The organism is Kitasatospora sp. NPDC093679 (assembly GCF_040683455.1).
Classification (GTDB): domain Bacteria; phylum Actinomycetota; class Actinomycetes; order Streptomycetales; family Streptomycetaceae; genus Kitasatospora; species Kitasatospora arboriphila.
Map to the genome: position 1 here is coordinate 1 of NZ_JBFBDW010000088.1, position 17,198 is coordinate 17,198.

The 17,198-nt window shown below is 71.4% G+C and carries 17 protein-coding genes; 9 read left to right on the top strand and 8 right to left on the bottom strand.

Annotated features, from left to right (window positions below; translation table 11 throughout):
* Window positions 1-580: 580 nt before the first annotated feature.
* Together AB0O09_RS37390 and AB0O09_RS37395 are read right to left on the bottom strand one after the other, a co-directional pair.
* Entirely contained in the window at window positions 581-832 is a 252-nt protein-coding gene (locus tag AB0O09_RS37390; protein WP_363549923.1) for a hypothetical protein, read from the bottom strand.
* Window positions 829-1,179, bottom strand: a complete 351-nt coding sequence (locus AB0O09_RS37395; RefSeq protein WP_363549925.1) for a hypothetical protein — start codon at window positions 1,177-1,179, stop codon at window positions 829-831. Before AB0O09_RS37395 ends, AB0O09_RS37390 begins: the two co-directional genes overlap by 4 nt.
* A 387-nt stretch (window positions 1,180-1,566) precedes the next feature.
* Here AB0O09_RS37395 and AB0O09_RS37400 point away from each other — a divergent pair, with 387 nt between their 5' ends.
* Window positions 1,567-1,779: a hypothetical protein gene (locus AB0O09_RS37400; protein WP_363549928.1), complete on the top strand. Its 213-nt coding sequence runs from the start codon at window positions 1,567-1,569 to the stop codon at window positions 1,777-1,779.
* Between the two features lie 672 nt (window positions 1,780-2,451).
* On the top strand, window positions 2,452-2,958 hold the full coding sequence (locus AB0O09_RS37405) for a hypothetical protein (RefSeq protein WP_363549930.1): 507 nt from the start codon (window positions 2,452-2,454) through the stop codon (window positions 2,956-2,958).
* Between the two features lie 80 nt (window positions 2,959-3,038).
* Here the strand turns inward: AB0O09_RS37405 and AB0O09_RS37410 are convergent, their stop codons facing one another.
* The 3 genes from AB0O09_RS37410 to AB0O09_RS37420 all read right to left on the bottom strand — a co-directional run bounded on the left by AB0O09_RS37410 (window position 3,039) and on the right by AB0O09_RS37420 (window position 5,507).
* Window positions 3,039-3,230 carry a hypothetical protein gene (locus AB0O09_RS37410; RefSeq protein ID WP_363549933.1) on the bottom strand — a complete coding sequence of 64 codons (192 nt, stop codon included), beginning with the start codon at window positions 3,228-3,230 and terminating at the stop codon, window positions 3,039-3,041.
* Window positions 3,231-3,463: 233 nt separating this feature from the next.
* Window positions 3,464-3,787, bottom strand: a complete 324-nt coding sequence (locus AB0O09_RS37415) for a hypothetical protein (protein WP_363549935.1) — start codon at window positions 3,785-3,787, stop codon at window positions 3,464-3,466.
* A 1,378-nt stretch (window positions 3,788-5,165) separates the two neighbouring features.
* Window positions 5,166-5,507, bottom strand: coding sequence for a hypothetical protein (locus AB0O09_RS37420; RefSeq protein WP_363549937.1), 342 nt, complete (start codon window positions 5,505-5,507; stop codon window positions 5,166-5,168).
* Between the two features lie 108 nt (window positions 5,508-5,615).
* On the opposite strand from AB0O09_RS37420, the gene AB0O09_RS37425 reads away from it, so the two are divergent.
* Entirely contained in the window at window positions 5,616-6,269 is a 654-nt protein-coding gene (locus tag AB0O09_RS37425; protein ID WP_363549938.1) for a hypothetical protein, read from the top strand.
* Window positions 6,270-6,496: 227 nt separating this feature from the next.
* Here the strand turns inward: AB0O09_RS37425 and AB0O09_RS37430 are convergent, their stop codons facing one another.
* From AB0O09_RS37430 to AB0O09_RS37440, 3 genes are all read right to left on the bottom strand, one after another.
* Window positions 6,497-6,868: a hypothetical protein gene (locus tag AB0O09_RS37430; RefSeq protein ID WP_363549940.1), complete on the bottom strand. Its 372-nt coding sequence runs from the start codon at window positions 6,866-6,868 to the stop codon at window positions 6,497-6,499.
* Between the two features lie 69 nt (window positions 6,869-6,937).
* Window positions 6,938-8,308, bottom strand: a complete 1,371-nt coding sequence (locus tag AB0O09_RS37435; RefSeq protein WP_363549942.1) for an MATE family efflux transporter — start codon at window positions 8,306-8,308, stop codon at window positions 6,938-6,940.
* Window positions 8,309-9,599: 1,291 nt separating this feature from the next.
* A complete protein-coding gene (locus AB0O09_RS37440; RefSeq protein WP_363549945.1) occupies window positions 9,600-9,929 on the bottom strand; it encodes a hypothetical protein in 330 nt (109 codons plus the stop codon).
* Window positions 9,930-10,049: 120 nt separating this feature from the next.
* Here AB0O09_RS37440 and AB0O09_RS37445 point away from each other — a divergent pair, with 120 nt between their 5' ends.
* The 6 genes from AB0O09_RS37445 to AB0O09_RS37470 all read left to right on the top strand — a co-directional run bounded on the left by AB0O09_RS37445 (window position 10,050) and on the right by AB0O09_RS37470 (window position 16,932).
* Complete coding sequence (locus AB0O09_RS37445; protein ID WP_363549947.1) at window positions 10,050-10,331, top strand: type II toxin-antitoxin system Phd/YefM family antitoxin; 282 nt, start codon at window positions 10,050-10,052, stop codon at window positions 10,329-10,331.
* Window positions 10,332-10,335: 4 nt separating this feature from the next.
* Window positions 10,336-10,614, top strand: coding sequence for a type II toxin-antitoxin system RelE/ParE family toxin (locus tag AB0O09_RS37450; RefSeq protein ID WP_363549949.1), 279 nt, complete (start codon window positions 10,336-10,338; stop codon window positions 10,612-10,614).
* Window positions 10,615-10,810: 196 nt separating this feature from the next.
* Complete coding sequence (locus AB0O09_RS37455; protein ID WP_363549951.1) at window positions 10,811-13,405, top strand: Helicase associated domain protein; 2,595 nt, start codon at window positions 10,811-10,813, stop codon at window positions 13,403-13,405.
* A complete protein-coding gene (locus AB0O09_RS37460) occupies window positions 13,402-13,641 on the top strand; it encodes a hypothetical protein (protein WP_363549953.1) in 240 nt (79 codons plus the stop codon). The genes AB0O09_RS37455 and AB0O09_RS37460 overlap by 4 nt, the downstream gene beginning before the upstream one ends.
* A gap of 2,140 nt (window positions 13,642-15,781) precedes the next feature.
* Window positions 15,782-16,252 (top strand): helix-turn-helix domain-containing protein, encoded by a 471-nt coding sequence (locus AB0O09_RS37465; RefSeq protein ID WP_363549954.1) that lies wholly within the window; start codon window positions 15,782-15,784, stop codon window positions 16,250-16,252.
* Complete coding sequence (locus AB0O09_RS37470) at window positions 16,249-16,932, top strand: IS630 family transposase (RefSeq protein ID WP_363549956.1); 684 nt, start codon at window positions 16,249-16,251, stop codon at window positions 16,930-16,932. Before AB0O09_RS37465 ends, AB0O09_RS37470 begins: the two co-directional genes overlap by 4 nt.
* The last annotated feature ends 266 nt before the right edge of the window (window positions 16,933-17,198 follow it).

The window sequence follows — 17,198 nt, forward strand, 5'->3', positions numbered from 1 at the left end:
TGTGGATTTCTGTGTTGGGCTCTCCCTATCCCGCCGATCGCCCCGAAGGGGCGATCGCGAACGGAGGGCCGAAGGCCCGTAGGGACCCGCTCCGCGTGTCCGCGGCCTGACCTTCGGTCAGGCCGGCCCGGCTTTGCCGGGCCTGGTCGGTCCGCTTCGCTCCCCTCCCGGGGCCGCTCCGCTTCGCTCCGACGGCCTCGGTGGCTGAGCCCTGCTCATTGGCTTGAGCTGGGCTTGTAGCTGAGGTGGGGTAAGGCTGGCTAGGGGGAGGGGGTGGCCCGGGGTGGTCGGGTTGACCGTCCGTCAGGGCTGGGCACGCGGGCCACCCGATCACTGGCCGGTCAGCACCCGGCATGGCCTGGCCGCCGGGCCGCCCCGGGCCACCCCCTCCGGCGATGCATCAAGTACTGACCGTTAGACGATCCCGCCGCAGCACCTCTCCCCATCCGGTCGGAAAACCCACCGCCCGGCCCCGGCCAAAACCAGGGCCGGGCGGTATCAGAAACCCGGTGCCAGCCCATCCCGCCGCAGCCCCAGTGCTCGCCCTGCGCCGGGGCGAAAATCCCGCATGGTAATCCAGCTAAAGGGACTGGATGCGCAGAATGTAAACGCGTTCGTCGCGCGGGACAATCATGTACCAGAAAATGCCGTCTTCGACGTCGGCGGATTTCATGCCCTCGCCGGGCCCCTGGTAGGTGGTGCCGTCCAGGTAGAGTACTGCGGCGGCACGGACGATCTCGTCGGCCTTCTTCTCGACCTGGGCGATGAAGGCGAGCGGAGCCCCGGCGGCGATGGTGTTTTCGTCGGGGTTGTACTCCCAGCCCCAGGTCACCCGCGCACCGCCGCGGCGGCGGCGTCCACGATGGCGCCGGCGAGGGCGGCCTGCCGCCGGCGCTCTTCCGGGGTCTCGGCGTGATGGGCCAGGTACTCGGCCCGGTGCAGCTCGGCGAGCGTCTCCGGGTGGCGCGCGATCTCGACGTCCACGGCCCACTTCACCGTGAAGCGCAGCAGGGGCTTGAGGCTCTGGTGCTCGACTGCCTCGGTCATGGCGCGGGCCTGGTCCGCGGTCATCTCGGTCAGCCGGTGCGGGAGGAGGGCTGCGACGGCCTCGTAGAGGGCCAGGGGTGTCTGTGCGGGCCTGGGGATCAGCTCGGGGCCGTGGATCGGCTGAGCGCTCATCGGTACCTCCTTCTCGGTTCCCAGGACACCGTACGGCAGTGCGCCGTCACCGCTGCCGCAGTGCCCTGCCAGCAGGTGCGTTCCCGCATCCAATCCGCCAGACGCTGGTGGCCGCAGCCACCAGCGGGCACCCGGCGCAGCCGCTGTCGGGCGGGGTGGTGGCTGTGGGCCGCGCTCACCTCACCGGCGTTCGGGTGAGAACTCGGGCTCCTCCCGAAGGGCGGCAGCCTCCACCACGGCCGACACGCCATCCTGAACGGGGGAACCGGGAGGGCGGTCCGCTAGCGGTCCGGCCCGGGAGTCCCACGCCAGCGGGTCCGTTGGACGCCCAGGGTGCCGCTCTGTCACGGCGCTGTAGGGAAGGAATGCGTCGTGTCGCCTGTCGCTATGTCCGCAGCCGCGGTAATCACCAGTCTGCTCACGGCGATCGCCTTGTTGGTCGCGGCGGGCGCGGGGGTTGTCGGTTGGAGTGCCGCCCGGGAACGGGGAAGCACTCCGGTCCAGGCGTTCGGCCAGGGGGCCGTCGTGTTCGGCCTCACGCTGGCCCTGTGCGTGGTCGTGCTGACGTTGACTGGACTCTTGCTGATGCCGCGGAACTGACCTCTGCCTGGGCCAACCCGGGCGTCCACGGCGCTTCTTTGGCATCCCCCCGCAGGGCACGATTGGGGCACCGCCGTGGCGGCGCTCGTCAGTGGTTTGCGGACAGTGTGGTGATCGAAGGCGTCACCGGCGCGCAAACCACTTCATGGTCACACCGACCGCGGCGGACACACCGCTGATGGCCAGCATGGTGAGCGGGGCAACGCCCATGTCAGCAAGTCCGTGCATCCCATGACCTTCTGTTCTTCGCCGGGTCGGACGGATCTCGCCCGACAGAGATCGCTCTGCCGAAAGGACGACGAGGGCGGGCACGCCAGATCTACCACCCCGTCTGTCGAACATCCGCTCATCCCGTGGCACGGCTGCCGCGACTGTTCGTCAATTCGTCCGGTCAGCTCTGGATAGGGGCGTCCGCCGGGCCGGCCGCACATCGTGAAACCGCCGGAGCCCGACCGTCAGCCGGACGGTCCCGGTCGAGGAGAGACATGCGCCCGTTCAGCCTGCTGCTGGCGGCCGCAGTCGTTGCGGGCCGCCATGACGGGAGTGTGGCTGGAGAAGGGCCGGCGGCGGGCGTGGCCGGGGCTCGGCGGCCGAGTGCGTCTACGGCTCGTTTCACCTGGGCGGACGGTTCCCGGTCGCCGCGGCTCGCCTGCCGGGGCCAGGCTGATCTTCATGGACACCACCAGCCAGATCGACGTCCCACCCGTCATAGCCATCGATGCCGCCGCTCAGTGCGCCACCGTGCGGGTGGAGCCTGCCGTGGCCACTGCGGCCGTCACGGTGCTCGACCAGTGCGCGGTCCTGCACGCGGGCGAGTCCTGGCCGGAGGGGGCCAATGTTGTGGCGGACGGCATTCGCCTGGCCCTGATCGGCGCGGGCTGCCCTCCCGCGGTCGGCTGGTCCCCGTCGGAGGGGGAACCGGCGGACGAATTGGGCCGCCGGGGCCGCGACCGGCTCGCCGCCCGCATCGGCGACGCGGTCGCACCCGGACGTCCGGTCACAGGCCGGGTGCCGGTGGACGTTGCCGTGCTGGCCGAGGCCATCGCGCACCTGCGGTGCTTCAGCCGGCGGTTCGACGGCGAGCCGATCGCCGCCGCGACCCGGCGGCTGTGGGAGCAGCTGTACCTGTGCCTGCCGCTCACCGCCCTCGCCGCCCGGACGAAGCAGGACGACGGGTGACGATGCGGCGACCGGGGGCTGCCTCGGCGCAGCGGCGTGTAACCCGGTGCCGACCTCCTGGTTCGAGACGGAGCCAGTGACTATTCCGTGTGCCTGGGTGTCTCGGTGACGATCTCGTAGCGGCCGGGGCCCACTTTCCGGAACCAGCCGCCGAGGGTCTGCGCGAGTCTGGCTTTCTGCACGTCGATCCGGTCCATCTCCATCCCCGGGGCCATGGCGACGTACTCGTGGACGAGGATGATCTCTTCCGGGGTCAACTCGGGCTTTGCCATGGTTGCCTCCGGGCAGCGCGGATCGCGCGCCCACTTCTGTTCATGCCCGCGGGGCGGTCTCCCACTCCCCGTGTCCGGCAGCCCTGCCTCCTGCCCCTTGGCTCCTCGACCGTTGGGTCGTTTTCCCTGCGGCGGTGTGGCCGGGGGCATCCTCGGTGTCCGGTCTGCCCGCTGGTGTGGGGCTGTCGGCCAGGGGGTGGGCGGGCCGTTTGCCTCTTCCGGTTCCGGCGGGGTCAGTCGGTGTGCTTGTGGCGGGGGTGGGCGGGTGGTGCGCGGTGGGGCACGGGTGTGTCGCCGAGGACGGCGGCGAGTTCGGTGTCGTCGATCTCGTGCCAGCCGGTGAAGTCGGGGGTGGTGTGGGAGCCCAGGGGTACGGGGGTGCCGTCGGGTGCGGTGGCGCGGCGCCAGCCGAACGCGACGTCGCCGGTCTCGGCCGGGTGGGCGAAGCCTTCCGGTGCCCGGCCGACGTGGACGACGACGAACAGGCCCTCGCTGCTGGGCGTGCCGTTTTGGTAGTGCCGGTAGATGCCGCCGGCGTGGAAGAACGACTCGGTCATCGCGCGGCTCCTTCACCACGGGTCACGCGCACAGGCGCCCTTCCTTCTCAGGATGGCGTGCTGGCCGCGGTGCAAACATGACGTCGTGCGGAGGGCCCAGGTTGTAGGCCCGAGGGGTGCACGAAGCACTCGCATGGTTGTGCGGTCACCGCGAAAACCCACCCGCCACGGCCGGAGCGTAGAGGGCCCGGGCCCGAGGCGGCACCGGGCCGCGCTCCGGTCCCGGGCCGGCCTGACCGCTGTGCCGCGGTCTGCGCCCCGGCGCCTCTGTCGATCTCGTCCTCCTCGCACGTGCCGGCCGGGTTCCGGTCGTGAAGCGGGTAGTACAGGTGCAGGCATGCGGCGATGAAAGTGTCGTAGGCACCCGGATCGTCCGGTGATGACGCCCATGCCCGGCCCGCCTCCAACCAGCAGGCTGGATCCATCACCGGCGAGAACCGGCTTGGCCCGGGCGCGGGGGTGTTGGCCATGGGTGCCTCACCGCCCCAGGCACCACCACAGCAGCGCTCCCAACGCGAGCCAGGCCAGCACACCACACCCCACAGCCGGCATCAGGCGCTGCAACAGACTCCGATCGTCCACGCACCGCACCTACCCGTCGCAACCCCTTACCCACCCACTGGCCCCAGCGGACCGCGCGGCGCCGGACCCTGGCCCACTGGGTGCAGGGCCATACTGGACGTGCGGCGGCCAGACTGGCTGGACCAGGCCTGGCAACCGCCCCCGGCCGGGCTTGGGGCGTCCGAGGGACGCGTGCGGGAACCGCTGCCGGCACCGCACAGGGCGGCCCGGGCCCGCCGGGCCCGCCCCCTCTCCAGCACCGGACGCGGCGTTCCACGCGCACGGCAGTGCCCTGGCTGGCGGCCCCGGGCTGGGTGAAACCGGCGACAGTGTCCGGCGGACGGATCGGGTGGCCCCTCCGCGCCCGCCGGACACGTCCTGCTGCCGAGTCGGCCCGACAAGCGGCAGCGCGGCTCTGGGGGCGCCCGGCCCGGCTGCCCGGCGCCCGGTGCGGTGTGGCAACGCCGCAGCCGCTGGTCGTCTCGGCAAGCTGGTCCCATGCCGGATTCCCTCCATCTCCAAGGCCGCCGCCCACGCCTTCCGCGTTCGTTGCGCCGGGCCACCCGCGCGCTGCGGCGCCGTCTTCGCGGTTCATCCCGAGCTGCTGTCGGCCCCGCGACCTCCGGCGTCCCCGGCGTGTGTTGCTGCCCGGCGGTGCCGGCCCGGAGGGTGCTGGACAACGGAACCGTCCTCGAGTTCACCGTCCATGCCAGCCAATGCGCCGTGTGGCGGCTCAAGCCCGAACCTGCGCAGCGGCCGAGCGGTACCCGCCCTCGGTGAGCGCCGCTGATCTCGGCGGACCGGCGGCGTACGGAGTTCAGGTCCGGTGCGGGCGGGCGGTGAGCCAGCGCGGGGCGGTGGCGGCCAGGACGAGCGCGAGGACACTGGCGGTGGCCAGCCAGGCGGTACCGACGCCGGTGAGGCCGTAGCGGGGCATCAGCACCAGGGTGAGGGCCAGCAGCAGGCCGGCGAAGGCGAGCTGCAGGCCGGCCAGGAAGACGAGGGCCTGACGGACACGGGCGACGTGAACGGCGACGCCGAACAGTACGAAGGATGTGGTCGGCGGGTTGCCCGCGGGAGTGCTGGGCAGTTCCCGATGCGAAGGGTGCAGCCCGCCGGCCGTTTCCTCGATCCAGCCGAGCCCGGTGGTGCGGTGCACCCAGAAGGTCAGCTGTGCCGTCCACGCTACGCCGTTCCGGGGCGCGCTTCACCTGGTCGGACGGCCCTCGGTCGCAGCACCGCGTGCGCCCGGGCCAGGGTGGCCTTCATGGACATCACCAGCCAGATCGACGTCCCCACCGTCATAGCCGCCGGCGCTGCTGGTCAGTGTGCCGATGTGCGGGTTGAGTCCGCCGCGGCCGTGATGGCCGCCGTGGTGCTCGACCAGTGCGCAGTTTTGTCGGCCGGGCAGCCACGGGCGGAGGCGGCCGGAGTCGTGGCCGATGGCCTGCGTGCGGCCTTGATGGACGCGGGCATCCGCACCGCGGCAGGCGAGCCTGTGTCGGCCGGGGCGCGGGCTGATGAGTTCAAGCCCCCGCCGAGGAGGTCTTCGGGCTGCCCCGCCCGGCCGCTCGGCTCTGCGCGGTGTGTCAGCGCCGGGGCTCATGGCCCGTCTCGTCATGCTGGGCCCATGCCGGAACGATTCTTCGCCCGCCCCCTACGGCGGCTGCGTCGTGCGTGGCGGCGGGCTGCCCGCGCGCTCCGCCGCCGTTTCAAGCTCTCGCCTCCGCCCGCCGACTCCGAAGTCTTCGGCTCTCCCGACACGTGTCGCTGCGACGCGGTGCCGACCCGGCACGTGCTGGGCAACGGCACCGTCGTCGAGGTCACGTCCCACGCCCCGCACTGCCCTGTGTGGCGCCTGGGGCCGTCCGCACCCGGCATGGCCCAATCTGCGCAGCCGCCAAGCAGTGAACGCCGCTGATCCCGGGTGGGCGGGCCGCTGGTTCAGGGCCGGTGCGGACGGTTGGTCAGCCAGCGTGGCGGTGGCGGCCAGGGCGAGCGCGAGGACGCGGCAGTGCCAGCCACTCGACACCGACGCCGGTGAGGCCGTAGTGGGGCATCGGCATCACGGTGAGGACGGGCACCAGTGGGTAGGTCAGAGCGATCCCTGGTGAACTGGATCATCGATCGGTCGGCCCGACGTGTCTTCTACCGGGGCACCGTCCTGCCGCGCTGCTCGGGCTGTTCCTGGGCCAGGACGATGAGGTCGCCGTCGTCGGACAGGCTCGTCACGGTGTGGCCCAACTGGGCCAGCAGCCCCGCGACCGCGGCCTGCACAACCGCCTTCAGGTTCTCGTCGCGCGCGTGGGGCTGCTCGTGGGCCAGCGCGGCGAACCCGTCCGACACCGCCCACCGCACCACCACCCCGGCTGGCACGTCCCGCACCGAAAGACCTGGGTGGCCGTCCGATGCCTCGTCCACGCGGAATCCTGCCTGCATCAGGGCGTGCCGGACCTTCAGCAGCAGGTCGGAAGGCGGAGCGGACACGTCTGTCCGTGTGCCCCCGTTCTGAACGGTCATGCCGGTGGAATCCGCGATTTTCAAGGAGCGGTGTCCACCTCGCCGCGGGAGCGGGCGGGACGGACGCGTTCAGGGCCGGGGCGGGCGGTTGGTGAGCCAACGCGGGGCGGTGGCGGCCAGGGCGAGCGCGAGGATGCTGGCGGTGGCCAGCCAGGCGGCGCCGACGCCGGTGAGGCCGTAGCGGGGCATCAGCAGCAGGGTGAGACCCAGTAGCAGGCCGGCGAAGGCGAGCTGCAGGCCGGTCAGGAAGACGAGGGCCTGACGGACGCGGGCGACGTGGACGGCGACGCCGAACAGCACGTTCGGCACCGCCGACAGGGCCATCAGCCGCAGGACGGTGGTGCCGTGCTGCGCGTAGTCCGAACCGAACAGGTCGAGGATCCAGGGAGCTGCGGCGACCGCGACGGCGGTGGCCGGAGTAATGAGCAGGAGGGTGTGGCGGAGCATGTGGCGGGCGTGCTCGGCGAGGCGGTGGGGCTCGGCGGCGCCCTCGACCGTGAGGGACTGCCCCATGGCGTAGGCGGCCTGGTAGAGGGTGTCGGTGACCAAATACGCGAGGGAGTAGTAGGCGGTCTCCTCGGCGCCGAGCCGGCCCAGGACAAGCAGCGGCAGGGACTTGGAGACGGCGGTCTGGCCGAGCTGGCCGATGTAGTCGGCGGCGGCGTAGCGGGCCATCCGCTCCGGCCGGGCCGTGGTGCTGGTGGCGCTGGCGCCGGTGCTGGCGTCGGTAGGGGTGCTGCCGGTGTCGGTGCTGCCGGGGGTGTGGTGGCGGGTGGTGGGCAGGGCGCGGGCGAACAGCACCACGTTCGCGACCGCCACGGCGAGCACGAGGCCGGCGGCCCAGGACAGCAGAATCCCGGCACCGACGGCCAGCGCCGCGCACAAGGCCAGGGCGACGGCCTTCGCGATGGCGAAGACCAGGTTCTCGCCGAGCACCCAGCCCGGGCGGCGCAGCCCGGTCAGGGCGCCGTCCTGCAGCACGAAGACGGTGTAGGCGGAGGTCGCGGCGATGAACAGGATCGCAAACCAGGGTTCGCGCAGCTCGGTCAGGCCCGGCGAGAGGTGCGGGGCGAGGAGGACGAAGCCGGTCGCCACGGCGGCGCCGGTCGCGGTGGAGATGGTGTAGCAGCGGATCACCAGCCAGCGGCTGCGCGCTCCTGCGGTGGGCAGGAAGCGGACCAGCACGTCGCCGAGGTTGAGGGAGCCGAGGGTGGCGAGCAGCATCGCCGCGGAGAGCAGGGCGTAGCTGCGGCCGACGGTGGCGGTGGTGAACCAGCGGGCGGCAAGCAGCCAGAACAGGGCGCCGAGGCCGGCGGCCACGACGGCGCTGGCGGCCAGGATCCGGCCGTTGCGCACCAGCGGCGTCCGGGCCGCCGGCCTGGTCCCGTTCTGCATGCGTTCGCGCAGCTGGGCGAGCGGCGCACCGAGTCTGTCCTTCATGCCCGCTGCGTGCTTTCCCGCTTCGCTCGTGCCGGGCGGCCCCGTCGCCCGGCCGGTGTGGGCGTCTGCGCCGGGCTTGACGTGGTGCGCGGGGCTTTCGGGCGGTGGCCTCTCACCGGCACGGTCGCTGTCGGCTCGTCGGGCCCATACAGCAGCCGGTCCATCGGGACCCGGCGCATCGTCCTGCAGCCGGTGCAGCGTACCGTGCCGCCCGGCTTCGCCCGCGCGCCCTGAGTGTCGTGCCCGCAGGTCGGGCAGCGCGGCGGGGTGAAGACCGGAAGGAGCAGAAAGAAGGTCTCAGGCATGGACAAACCGTGGCAGAACCAGTGCCGCCCGGGCCGGAATCCACGCCCGGATAACTCGTCCGGTCCCCGAAACGGTGTCTGGTCGGTCGCGGCCCGATCCTCCAAGACGCAGGCGGCCAGGGGTGCGGCGGCACCGCTGTCCCGGGCGGTCAGGAGGCGGCCGCGCGTCGGCGCGACCGCTGATACGGCGGCCCCGACCGGGGGGAGTTTGGGGCCGCCGTGCCGGAATGCTAGATCACCCGAACCGTGCGATGCAGCGCTTTGACCAGGAGGTTTATGGCTGTGCACGGACCGTGCCGCCGGTCTGCGGGTGGCACGCGTACGGCCCGGCCGGCTCCGCATAGGGGACGGGGCGGCCGGGCCGGGGAAGAGTGAGCGCCGGTGAGCCAACCTCTTCGCCTAGGGACGCTACGGCCACGGCGGCCGACGCCGGGAGCAACGCGCCGCCTGTCGTTGGCGCTTCACCCGAAGGCGTCTGGGTGCAGCAGCGTCGCCCAACCAGGCTGGGCCGGAGTGTGGTGGGCCGGGAAACACCGCGGTCCGGCTGCGCAGGGAGCAGCCGGACCGCGTGTCAGGAGGTGAATCCGGCTCAACCGGTTCCGCGGCCGACCCTAGGGTGTGCCGGGCCGGGTTGTTGGAAGGCGCGCGCAGGAGGTAGTTCCGAGGGCGTTGCCGACGGGCGTGATTCGCCCGCGTCGTCGGCCCTAAGGAGGTCGGCCTGGCGCTGGATGCTTGCCGGCCGTCGGTTCACCCACAGCCGTCATGACCTGCCGCGCTTCCTCCTCCCGCAGCCGTTCCCCGGCCGCACACGCCGCCCGCCGCGCCCGCAGGCCCCACAGGTCCCGCAGCCGTGGCTCGAGGCTCGGCCTGCGCGCCCCGGTCAACCGCCCCGGTGGGTTCCGCCGCCGCATCCGTCATCACCAGGGCGAAGTGGTGCGCGACGGCCGCCATCACCTGCGGCCCGAACGGCGCCGCCGGGCCGAACCTCAGCCGCGCCCCGACGCCTCCACCGGCCGGGCGCTGCGTACCAGGCTGCGCTCCGGCATCTGCAGCCGCTCCTCGCCGACCACCAGCGTGCACGCCGGCTCCCCGCTCATGACCCCGGGCAGCGCCACCTCCACCACCGCCTTCAGCGGCGGCTCACACGGCAGCGTCACGGCCACGGTGCACACCTGCGCATGGTGCCCGTGAATACGCTCGAACCCCACGGCGTGGCCGTTCACGAGCAGTTCGACCTTCCTCGCCCGGCCCAGATACACCCCGGCCGTCACCGAACAGCCCGACAGATCGCAGTGGAAGTAGAACGTGCGACTCATGACCGCCTCCCTCACACCAACCGGCCCCTGGGATCCAGGGTCACACCCACATGCAGCGGGAATGGTGAAGGCTCGCGCGAACACGGCATGTAACAGATGTACATCTGCTACGTTTGTTGCATGTCTGAGCCTGTGATTGCTTCCATGGCGGAGGTCCGCAGCCACCTGGCCGATGTCCTCGACCGGGCCCGCCAGGACGAGACCCCGACGATCATCACCCGCCGCGGCCGGGAAGAAGCCGTCGTGATCGACGTCCGCGAGTACCGGCGTCTGAGCCGGCTGGCCGAGGAGGTCGAGGAAGCCTGGCTCAACCGGCTGGCCGACGAGGCCGAGGCCGAGGGCCTGGAGGGGTCGGTCTCCCTCGAGGAGATGGCCGCGCTGCTGCGCGAGCGGCGGGACTGACCCGGTGGGGCACGCCACGCGGTTCACCGCGCACGCCCAGCGGGACCTGCTCAAAATCCCCAGGCCCGACGCCCTGCGCATCCTGCGCCGCCTCACCGAACTGCAGCAGGCACTGGACGCCGGGGACACCGACGCCTTCGACATCAAGGCCCTACAGGGCCACAACGCCCGCTGGCGCCTGCGGGTCGGCGACTACCGGATCGTCTACACCGTCGACGACGGCAAGCTGATCGTCTGGGTCCTGGCCGCGGGCAACCGCCGCGACATCTACCGCAACTGGTAGAGCAATCGCCCTGGGCCGTCGGACCGTTCGGGAAATGGGCGTCCGCAGCCGACGACACGGCCCTCCTCTGTCGGCGGAGGGAAGCATGCCCGCCGCAGGCGGCGAAGCCGCGGCCCGGGCACAGCCGGCGCGGGCCGTGGAGCGTGGGCGGGGCGCTGCGGGTGTGTCGGCAGAACGTCGAGAGGAGCACGTCTTCGTGAACATCGTGGAGCCCGGTCCGACGGCCACCCGGCCTGCCGCCGGTATCTCGCTGCGGGGGCACCAGGAGGAGGCACTGGAGGCCATCGTGCGGGGCCTGACGCCCCGCCCTGGGCGGCCGGTGCCGCCGGACGGGCTGCGGGTGACGGTACAGATGGCCACCGGCTCCGGGAAGTCGTACGTGGGGGCGGCGGCGGGCCAGAAGCTGGCGCCGCACGGAGCGGTGCTGGTGGTGATGCCCACGCTGGATCTGCTGGTGCAGATGATCGGCTCCTGGCGGGCCGTCGGCCGGTCCGGGGAGATGTTCGCGATCTGCTCGCTGGTCGACTCCGAGCTGCCGGCCGGGGTGAAGGCGACGACCAGCCCGCTGATGATCGGCATGTGGCTCGACCTCGCAGCCGCCCGCCGCCGACCGGTGACGCTGTTCGCCACCTACGCCTCGGTGGGCGCCGTCGCGGACGCCTACGCCTACTGGGCCGAGCACCGGGGCGAGACGCTGGCACCGCTGGCCCTGATGGTCTGCGACGAGGCCCACCGCTCCTCGGGCAGCGTCGAGAAGACCTGGACCATCGTCCACCACCAGGACGAGATCCCGGCGGAGCGCCGGCTCTACATGACCGCGACGCCGCGGATCTGGGCGCCGCCGAGTGCGGCCATGCGGCGGCGTGAGGGCGCCCGCCAGCCGCTCCCGGAGGAGTTCGCGGTGTCCATGGACGATGTGCGCGTCTACGGCCCCCAGGTGTTCACACTCGGCCTGGCGGAGGCCATCGACCGCAAGCTGCTGGCGCCGTTCGAGGTCGTGGTCCTGGAGCTGCGCGAACCGCGCGCCGACCGGGACGGTGCCGGGCAGCAGGGCGTGCCGTTCGGGCCGGGTGTCGGAGAGGCGCGGGACGGGAGCGGGGACGAGGTGCCGGCCGCGCACCTCGCCGCGATCCAGGCCGGCCTGATCAAGACCGTCGTCGAGCGGGACCTGCAGCGGTGCATCACCTTCCACAACCGCACCCTCGAAGCCCGCTACTTCTCCGAGACGCTGAACCAGACCGTCGAAAAGATGCACCTCGGAAATCCGCAGAAATACCCGTCCGAAATGTGGGCGCAGTGGCTGTCCGGCGAGCACGACGTGGACTTCCGCAAGAACGTCATCCGCGACTTCGGACGGGGCGAGGAGGACGACGGTCTCAGGCACCGAATCGTCTCCCAGTGCCGTATTCTCGGCGAAGGAGTGGACATCCCGAATGCAGACTCGGTCGTACTAAACGGCAGAGGCAGCATGGTCGATATCGTCCAGGCCATCGGACGGGCCCTGCGCATCACGCCCGGCGAAGGCAAGACCGCCTCCCTCATCGTGCCCATTTTCCTGGCACACGGAGAGGAACCCGGGGACATTCTGAAGTCGGACAGCTACGGTCCCCTGGTCAAGATCCTCACCGCGCTCCGCAGCCACGACGAGCGCGTGGTCGAGGCCCTCGCAGTGCCCCAGCAGTCCGGCAAGCGCACCAAGGGGCGCAGCGCCGAGGCCGCTTCCTTGCCAGGTGAAGGTGGGTCAGGTGAGGGTGGGTCGGGTGCGTTCACGCTGCCGGTGCGGTTCCAGACCCCGGTGGACGAGAACGTGCTCGCGCTGTTCATCGCCACCCGGGTGCTGAAGGGAGAAAATCAGTACTGGCGGGAGGGAATCAATCACGCTCGGCGCTGGTTTAAGGAAACGGGTGGGCTCGACGTTCCCTATTCAGAAATGGTGGGAGAAGAGGGGAATTTTCCGCTTGGCAAGTGGGTGTCAGACAGGCGTTCCGAGCATGCTGCGGGTGAATTGGCGCGCCACCGGGTGGAGATGCTCGATGCGCTCGGCATGATCTGGTCCGTGTCGGACGCGCGGTTCGAGGCCGGCCTGGCCTGGGCGCGAGTCTGGGCGAAGGAACACGGCGGGTCGTTGGCGGCTCCGGCGCGGGCGTCGGTCGGCGGGTACGCGATCGGGACGTGGCTCGCGGAGTTGCGGGCGGCGGCCCAGGTGCCGGCCGACCAGCCGGGGGCGCTCGCTGCGGAGCGGCGGGCCGTGCTGGAGGAGATCGACCCGTGGTGGTGCCCGGCCTGGCCGATCGTCTGGCAGCGCGCCTACGCGGTGGCCCGGATGTGGTGGCTGGAGTCCGACGGCCGCGTCGACTGGGCGCAGCTGCCCGCAGAGACGGTGTTCGAGGGGGAGCAGCTCGGCCGCTGGGTCGTGGCGCAGCGCGCCGGCTGGCCCGGCCTCGAGCAGGACCAGCAGGACCTGCTCACCGCGATCGTCATCGAGGCCGACGCCGAGCTGGTGGCCGCGAAGGCCGCGGCCGCGGCGAAGCCGAAGACGTCCCGCGCGGACCGGTTCCAGCAGGGCCTGGCCGCCCTCGCAGCGTTCGCCCGCCGGGAAGGCCACGTCCGCGTCCCGCGTCCCCACAAGGAGCCGCTGGAGGTCACCGTGGTCGGCCCCGGCGGAGCAGAGAGCACCGAGGTCATGCACGTCGGGCTCGGCGCGTGGTTGAACAACCAGAAGGCCCGCCGCGCCAAGCTCACCGCGGGGCAGTTGGTGCAGCTCGCCGAGCACGGCGTGGAGTGGGCATGAACAGCCACGGCGAGGGCCCTGTGGGGGTGCAGTGCGGGGGCGTCGACTGCCACGGCGGGCACCTCCTCCCCGAGCCCTGGAACGCCACCCAGCGCCGGGCCGCACGCCGCGACCCCTGCATCGACAAGGGCACACCCCGGCCCCACCACCGGTCGGTGTTCGGCCGCTGGGACCCCGACGAGCGCGCCATCGACGCCTACGGCGACGACTACCTCGGCCCGCCACTCGACTGGTAGGCCAGCTACTTGTCTTGAGGCTCCGGTCCGCTGCTGCGCGCGGCGGGATAGGGCCTGCAAGGCGGTGTGGATGGTGTGGAACGTGGAGATCCCGCCCGGGGTCGCGATGAACTGTCCAACGGGCCCAGCTCGCCCAAGCCGTCACAGCTGGTTCCGCAAGGCCGGCCCCGTCCTGTTGGGATCGTCACCACTACCCCGTGCCGCGGCACGCCCCACCGGACCTGTCGTGGGGGCTGGTGGTCGGGACGCCTGCCAAAGCGGGCGGTCTGTTTCGGCCATACAAGTGGTCGCGCGGAGCCGCGGCGCCCGGGGCCGTGCTTCGCCACGGTCCCCTTGGCAACGTTCGCGCCCATGGGGCCGACACCCCAGCCGACGATGAGCAGGGGCAGGTGCACCGTGCTCGCGCCGGTGTCCTCGGGATCCAGGTGGCTGCTGTCGCCACGTCCAGAGCTCGCCGGGTCGTGGGTGGCGGTGTCACGACGTGCCACAGGTTCGGTGTCGCCCAGTTGGCGGGTGTGGCGGTGGAGCTGGGCGTTCGGATAGACCGGACGACCCCACGGTCTTTCGTGGTCAGGCAGATTGCAGCGTTCATACCGCTCTCCAAATGCCGTCGACCGCATTGCGGTTGCACGTGTGGACGGCTGCAGGGCGCCGGGAGATCCGGCCGGTGCACCCGGCGGGTCGATCACGACCAGCCGTCCTGCCAATCACGCTATAGGCGCCGCGATGACGGGCCGTGGTACCTGGGAGCGAACTTCGCAGCTGGGGTGGTACCTCGGTACGACACGGGGCATGGTCGATCGGATCGAGGCGCCCAATACACCCGAGGCTTGACACAGCGTGCTTCGAGGTGCAGCGCTCCTGTTGGTCCCGCTCCGCCGGCATTCGAGGCCCATGCCGCGGGTGCGCCGGGCCTGTGCTCTTCTGCCGTCCTGGCTGGTCCCGATGCGCCCTCCCCGGCAGTCCCTGCCCGAGGGCGCCGAGTCGGCTTGACAGCCCAGAACGGGACTCTCCCCGGGGCAGATCGAGAGGCTGACCCGTCCCATGCACGCCGCCACTCTGTTTCACCTGGGACTGCAGCTCACACCGTCCGTGCTGGTTGGGCGTCGAATTGCCCACCCGCGGTGGCGTCAAGAGGGGATTTCACCAGGTCAGTTGGAACGGTCGGGCCCGTGCTGGCATTCCGACCGGTGGCCGGTTGCCCGACAATCACCCGGCGCTCACGCGCCCCGCCTACTGCTTCGACCTCACTCCGGGCCCGTCCGCGGGCGGCCGGCAATGTGTCGGCCACGGCCAGCCACCCGGCAGCGAGGAGCCAACCACCGACGAGGTCCAGCGGCCAGTGCACACCAAGGTAGATTCGCTGAGCCCGATGACGGCGGTGAACACGGCGGCGGCCGTGGTCGCAGCCGCTGACGGTCGGGTGCGCGCGAGGGCGAGGACCACAAGGCCGGCGCTGACGGCCGCGGTGAAGGTGTGTCTGGAAGGAAGGGCGAAGCCGGACGCCGCTGTGGCCCAGCCGGCGGCCGGAGGGCGGGGCGGCCGAAGGCGTGCATGAGCCCTTGGCGCAGGAACTGGCCCGTGCCGAACGAGGTGACGGCGATGGCCACGGCCCGGGCAAGTGGCAGCCGGTGGTCGGCCGACCAGTCGACGGCCGCCCGCTCGAAGCCGCACGGTATCCAGCTGCGGCCGGCCAGCACCGCGGCCAATGCCGTGAAGGCTGCCCACGCGGCGGCGATGAGCAGTGCTGCCTTCTCCACAGCCGACCACCTGTGCCGAATGTCGGTCATGCGGCCAGCCACCGACGCAGGCCTCCCGACCGGGCTCGGTCCGCCACGGCCTGGCCGCGACCAGCGAGGAGGCCGAGGCCGTAGCCGAACCATCGCGCCGAGGACGTCGTCGTGGGGATAGTGGACGCCGACGAGCACCCGTGAGATGCCCATGGCGGCGGCTAGGGAGCAGGGCGAGGGCGCCGATGCGGCGGTCGACGAGCCACAGGGCGGCCGCTCCGGCGAATACGATGACGGTGTGGTTGCTGGGCAGGGCCTAGTAGACTGTCGCGACTAAGTGTCGTTCTGGTTGGTGGAGTTGGGGCCGGGCGGGCTTCGCTTGTCGCTTCCGTCCGGCTGGGGAGGGTGCCGTGTCCTCGCAAAAGAAGTATCCGGTCGCGTTGAGCGCTGAAGATCGTCGGGCGTTGGAGCGTGTGACGACGACGGGAGTCCGCAGCGCGTCGATGATCAGGCGGGCGCGGGTGCTGCTTGCGTTGGACACCTCGGCCGGCGAGGTCGCTCCGCGGGCGGTGATCGCGGACCGGGTCGGGGTCTCGTGCGATTCGGTCCGCCTGATCTCGAAGCGCTACGCGGAGACCGGCGGCGATGTGTGGGCCACGGTCGGCCGGAAGGAACGCGCACTCCCGCCGGTGCCCTCTGCGGTGACCGGTGAGGTCGAGGCGAGGCTGATCGCGCTGGCCTGCTCGACGCCACCCAAGGGACACGCCCGGTGGTCGCTGCGCCTGCTGGAGAAGCACGTTGCGCTGGTCGAGGACATCCCGAATCTGGACCATTCCACGATCGGGCGGGTGTTAAAAAAACGGAACTGCGCCCTCACGTGAAGAAGTGCTGGACCATCCCTCCGGCTGCGAATGCGGCCTTCGCCGCGGCGATGGAGGACGTCCTGGCGGTCTACCGCCGCCCCTTCGATCCGGCGCGCCCGGTGGTGTGCATGGACGAGAAGCCGTACCAGCTGCTCGGCCACGTCCGCGATCCGCTTCCCGCGCGGCCGGGCCGCGACCGGCGCGAGGATAACGAGTACGTCCGCTTCGGGACCTGCTCGATCTTCTGCTGGGTCGAGCCGCTGCGCGGATGGCGGCGCGTCGACGCGCAGTCCCGCCGGACCAGGGCCGACTGGGCATACCAGGTCGAGCGCCTGCTGACCGTGGACTATCCGGACGCCGGCACGGTCGTGCTGGTGATGGACAACCTCAACACCCACTCCACCGCCTCGCTCTACGAGGCGTTCGACCCGGGGAAGGCCTTCGCGCTGGCCCAGCGCCTGGAGATCCACTACACCCCGAAACACGGGTCCTGGCTCAACATCGCCGAGATCGAGCTTTCCGCACTCACCCGCCAGTGCCTGGACCGCCGCATCGACGATCTCGACGTGCTCAACGCCGAACTTGCCGCCTGGCAGCAGCACACCAACGGCAACCAGCGTCAAGTCGACTGGCACTTCACCACCGACGACGCACGCGTGAAACTACGCCACCTCTACCCAACCACGCAGCGAAATTAAGTCGCGACAGTCTACTAGTCGTGCAAACCGACGATTCAAATCCCTTGGGCCAGGGCGCCGACACCGACGAAGAGACAGCCTCCGGGCGGGCTGTGCTCCCGACCGTGACCTGCGTGCCGCACCCAACCCGTCGCCCGGCACTGGTCCCGTGGGCCATACGTCACCGTCGCCGTCATCCGTCCACAACCCCGTCCCCGCGGTCTCCTGAGGATTGAGGGAAAACCTGCTTCGGTACAGGTTTCACCTGGCGAACCGTGGCTGGCCTC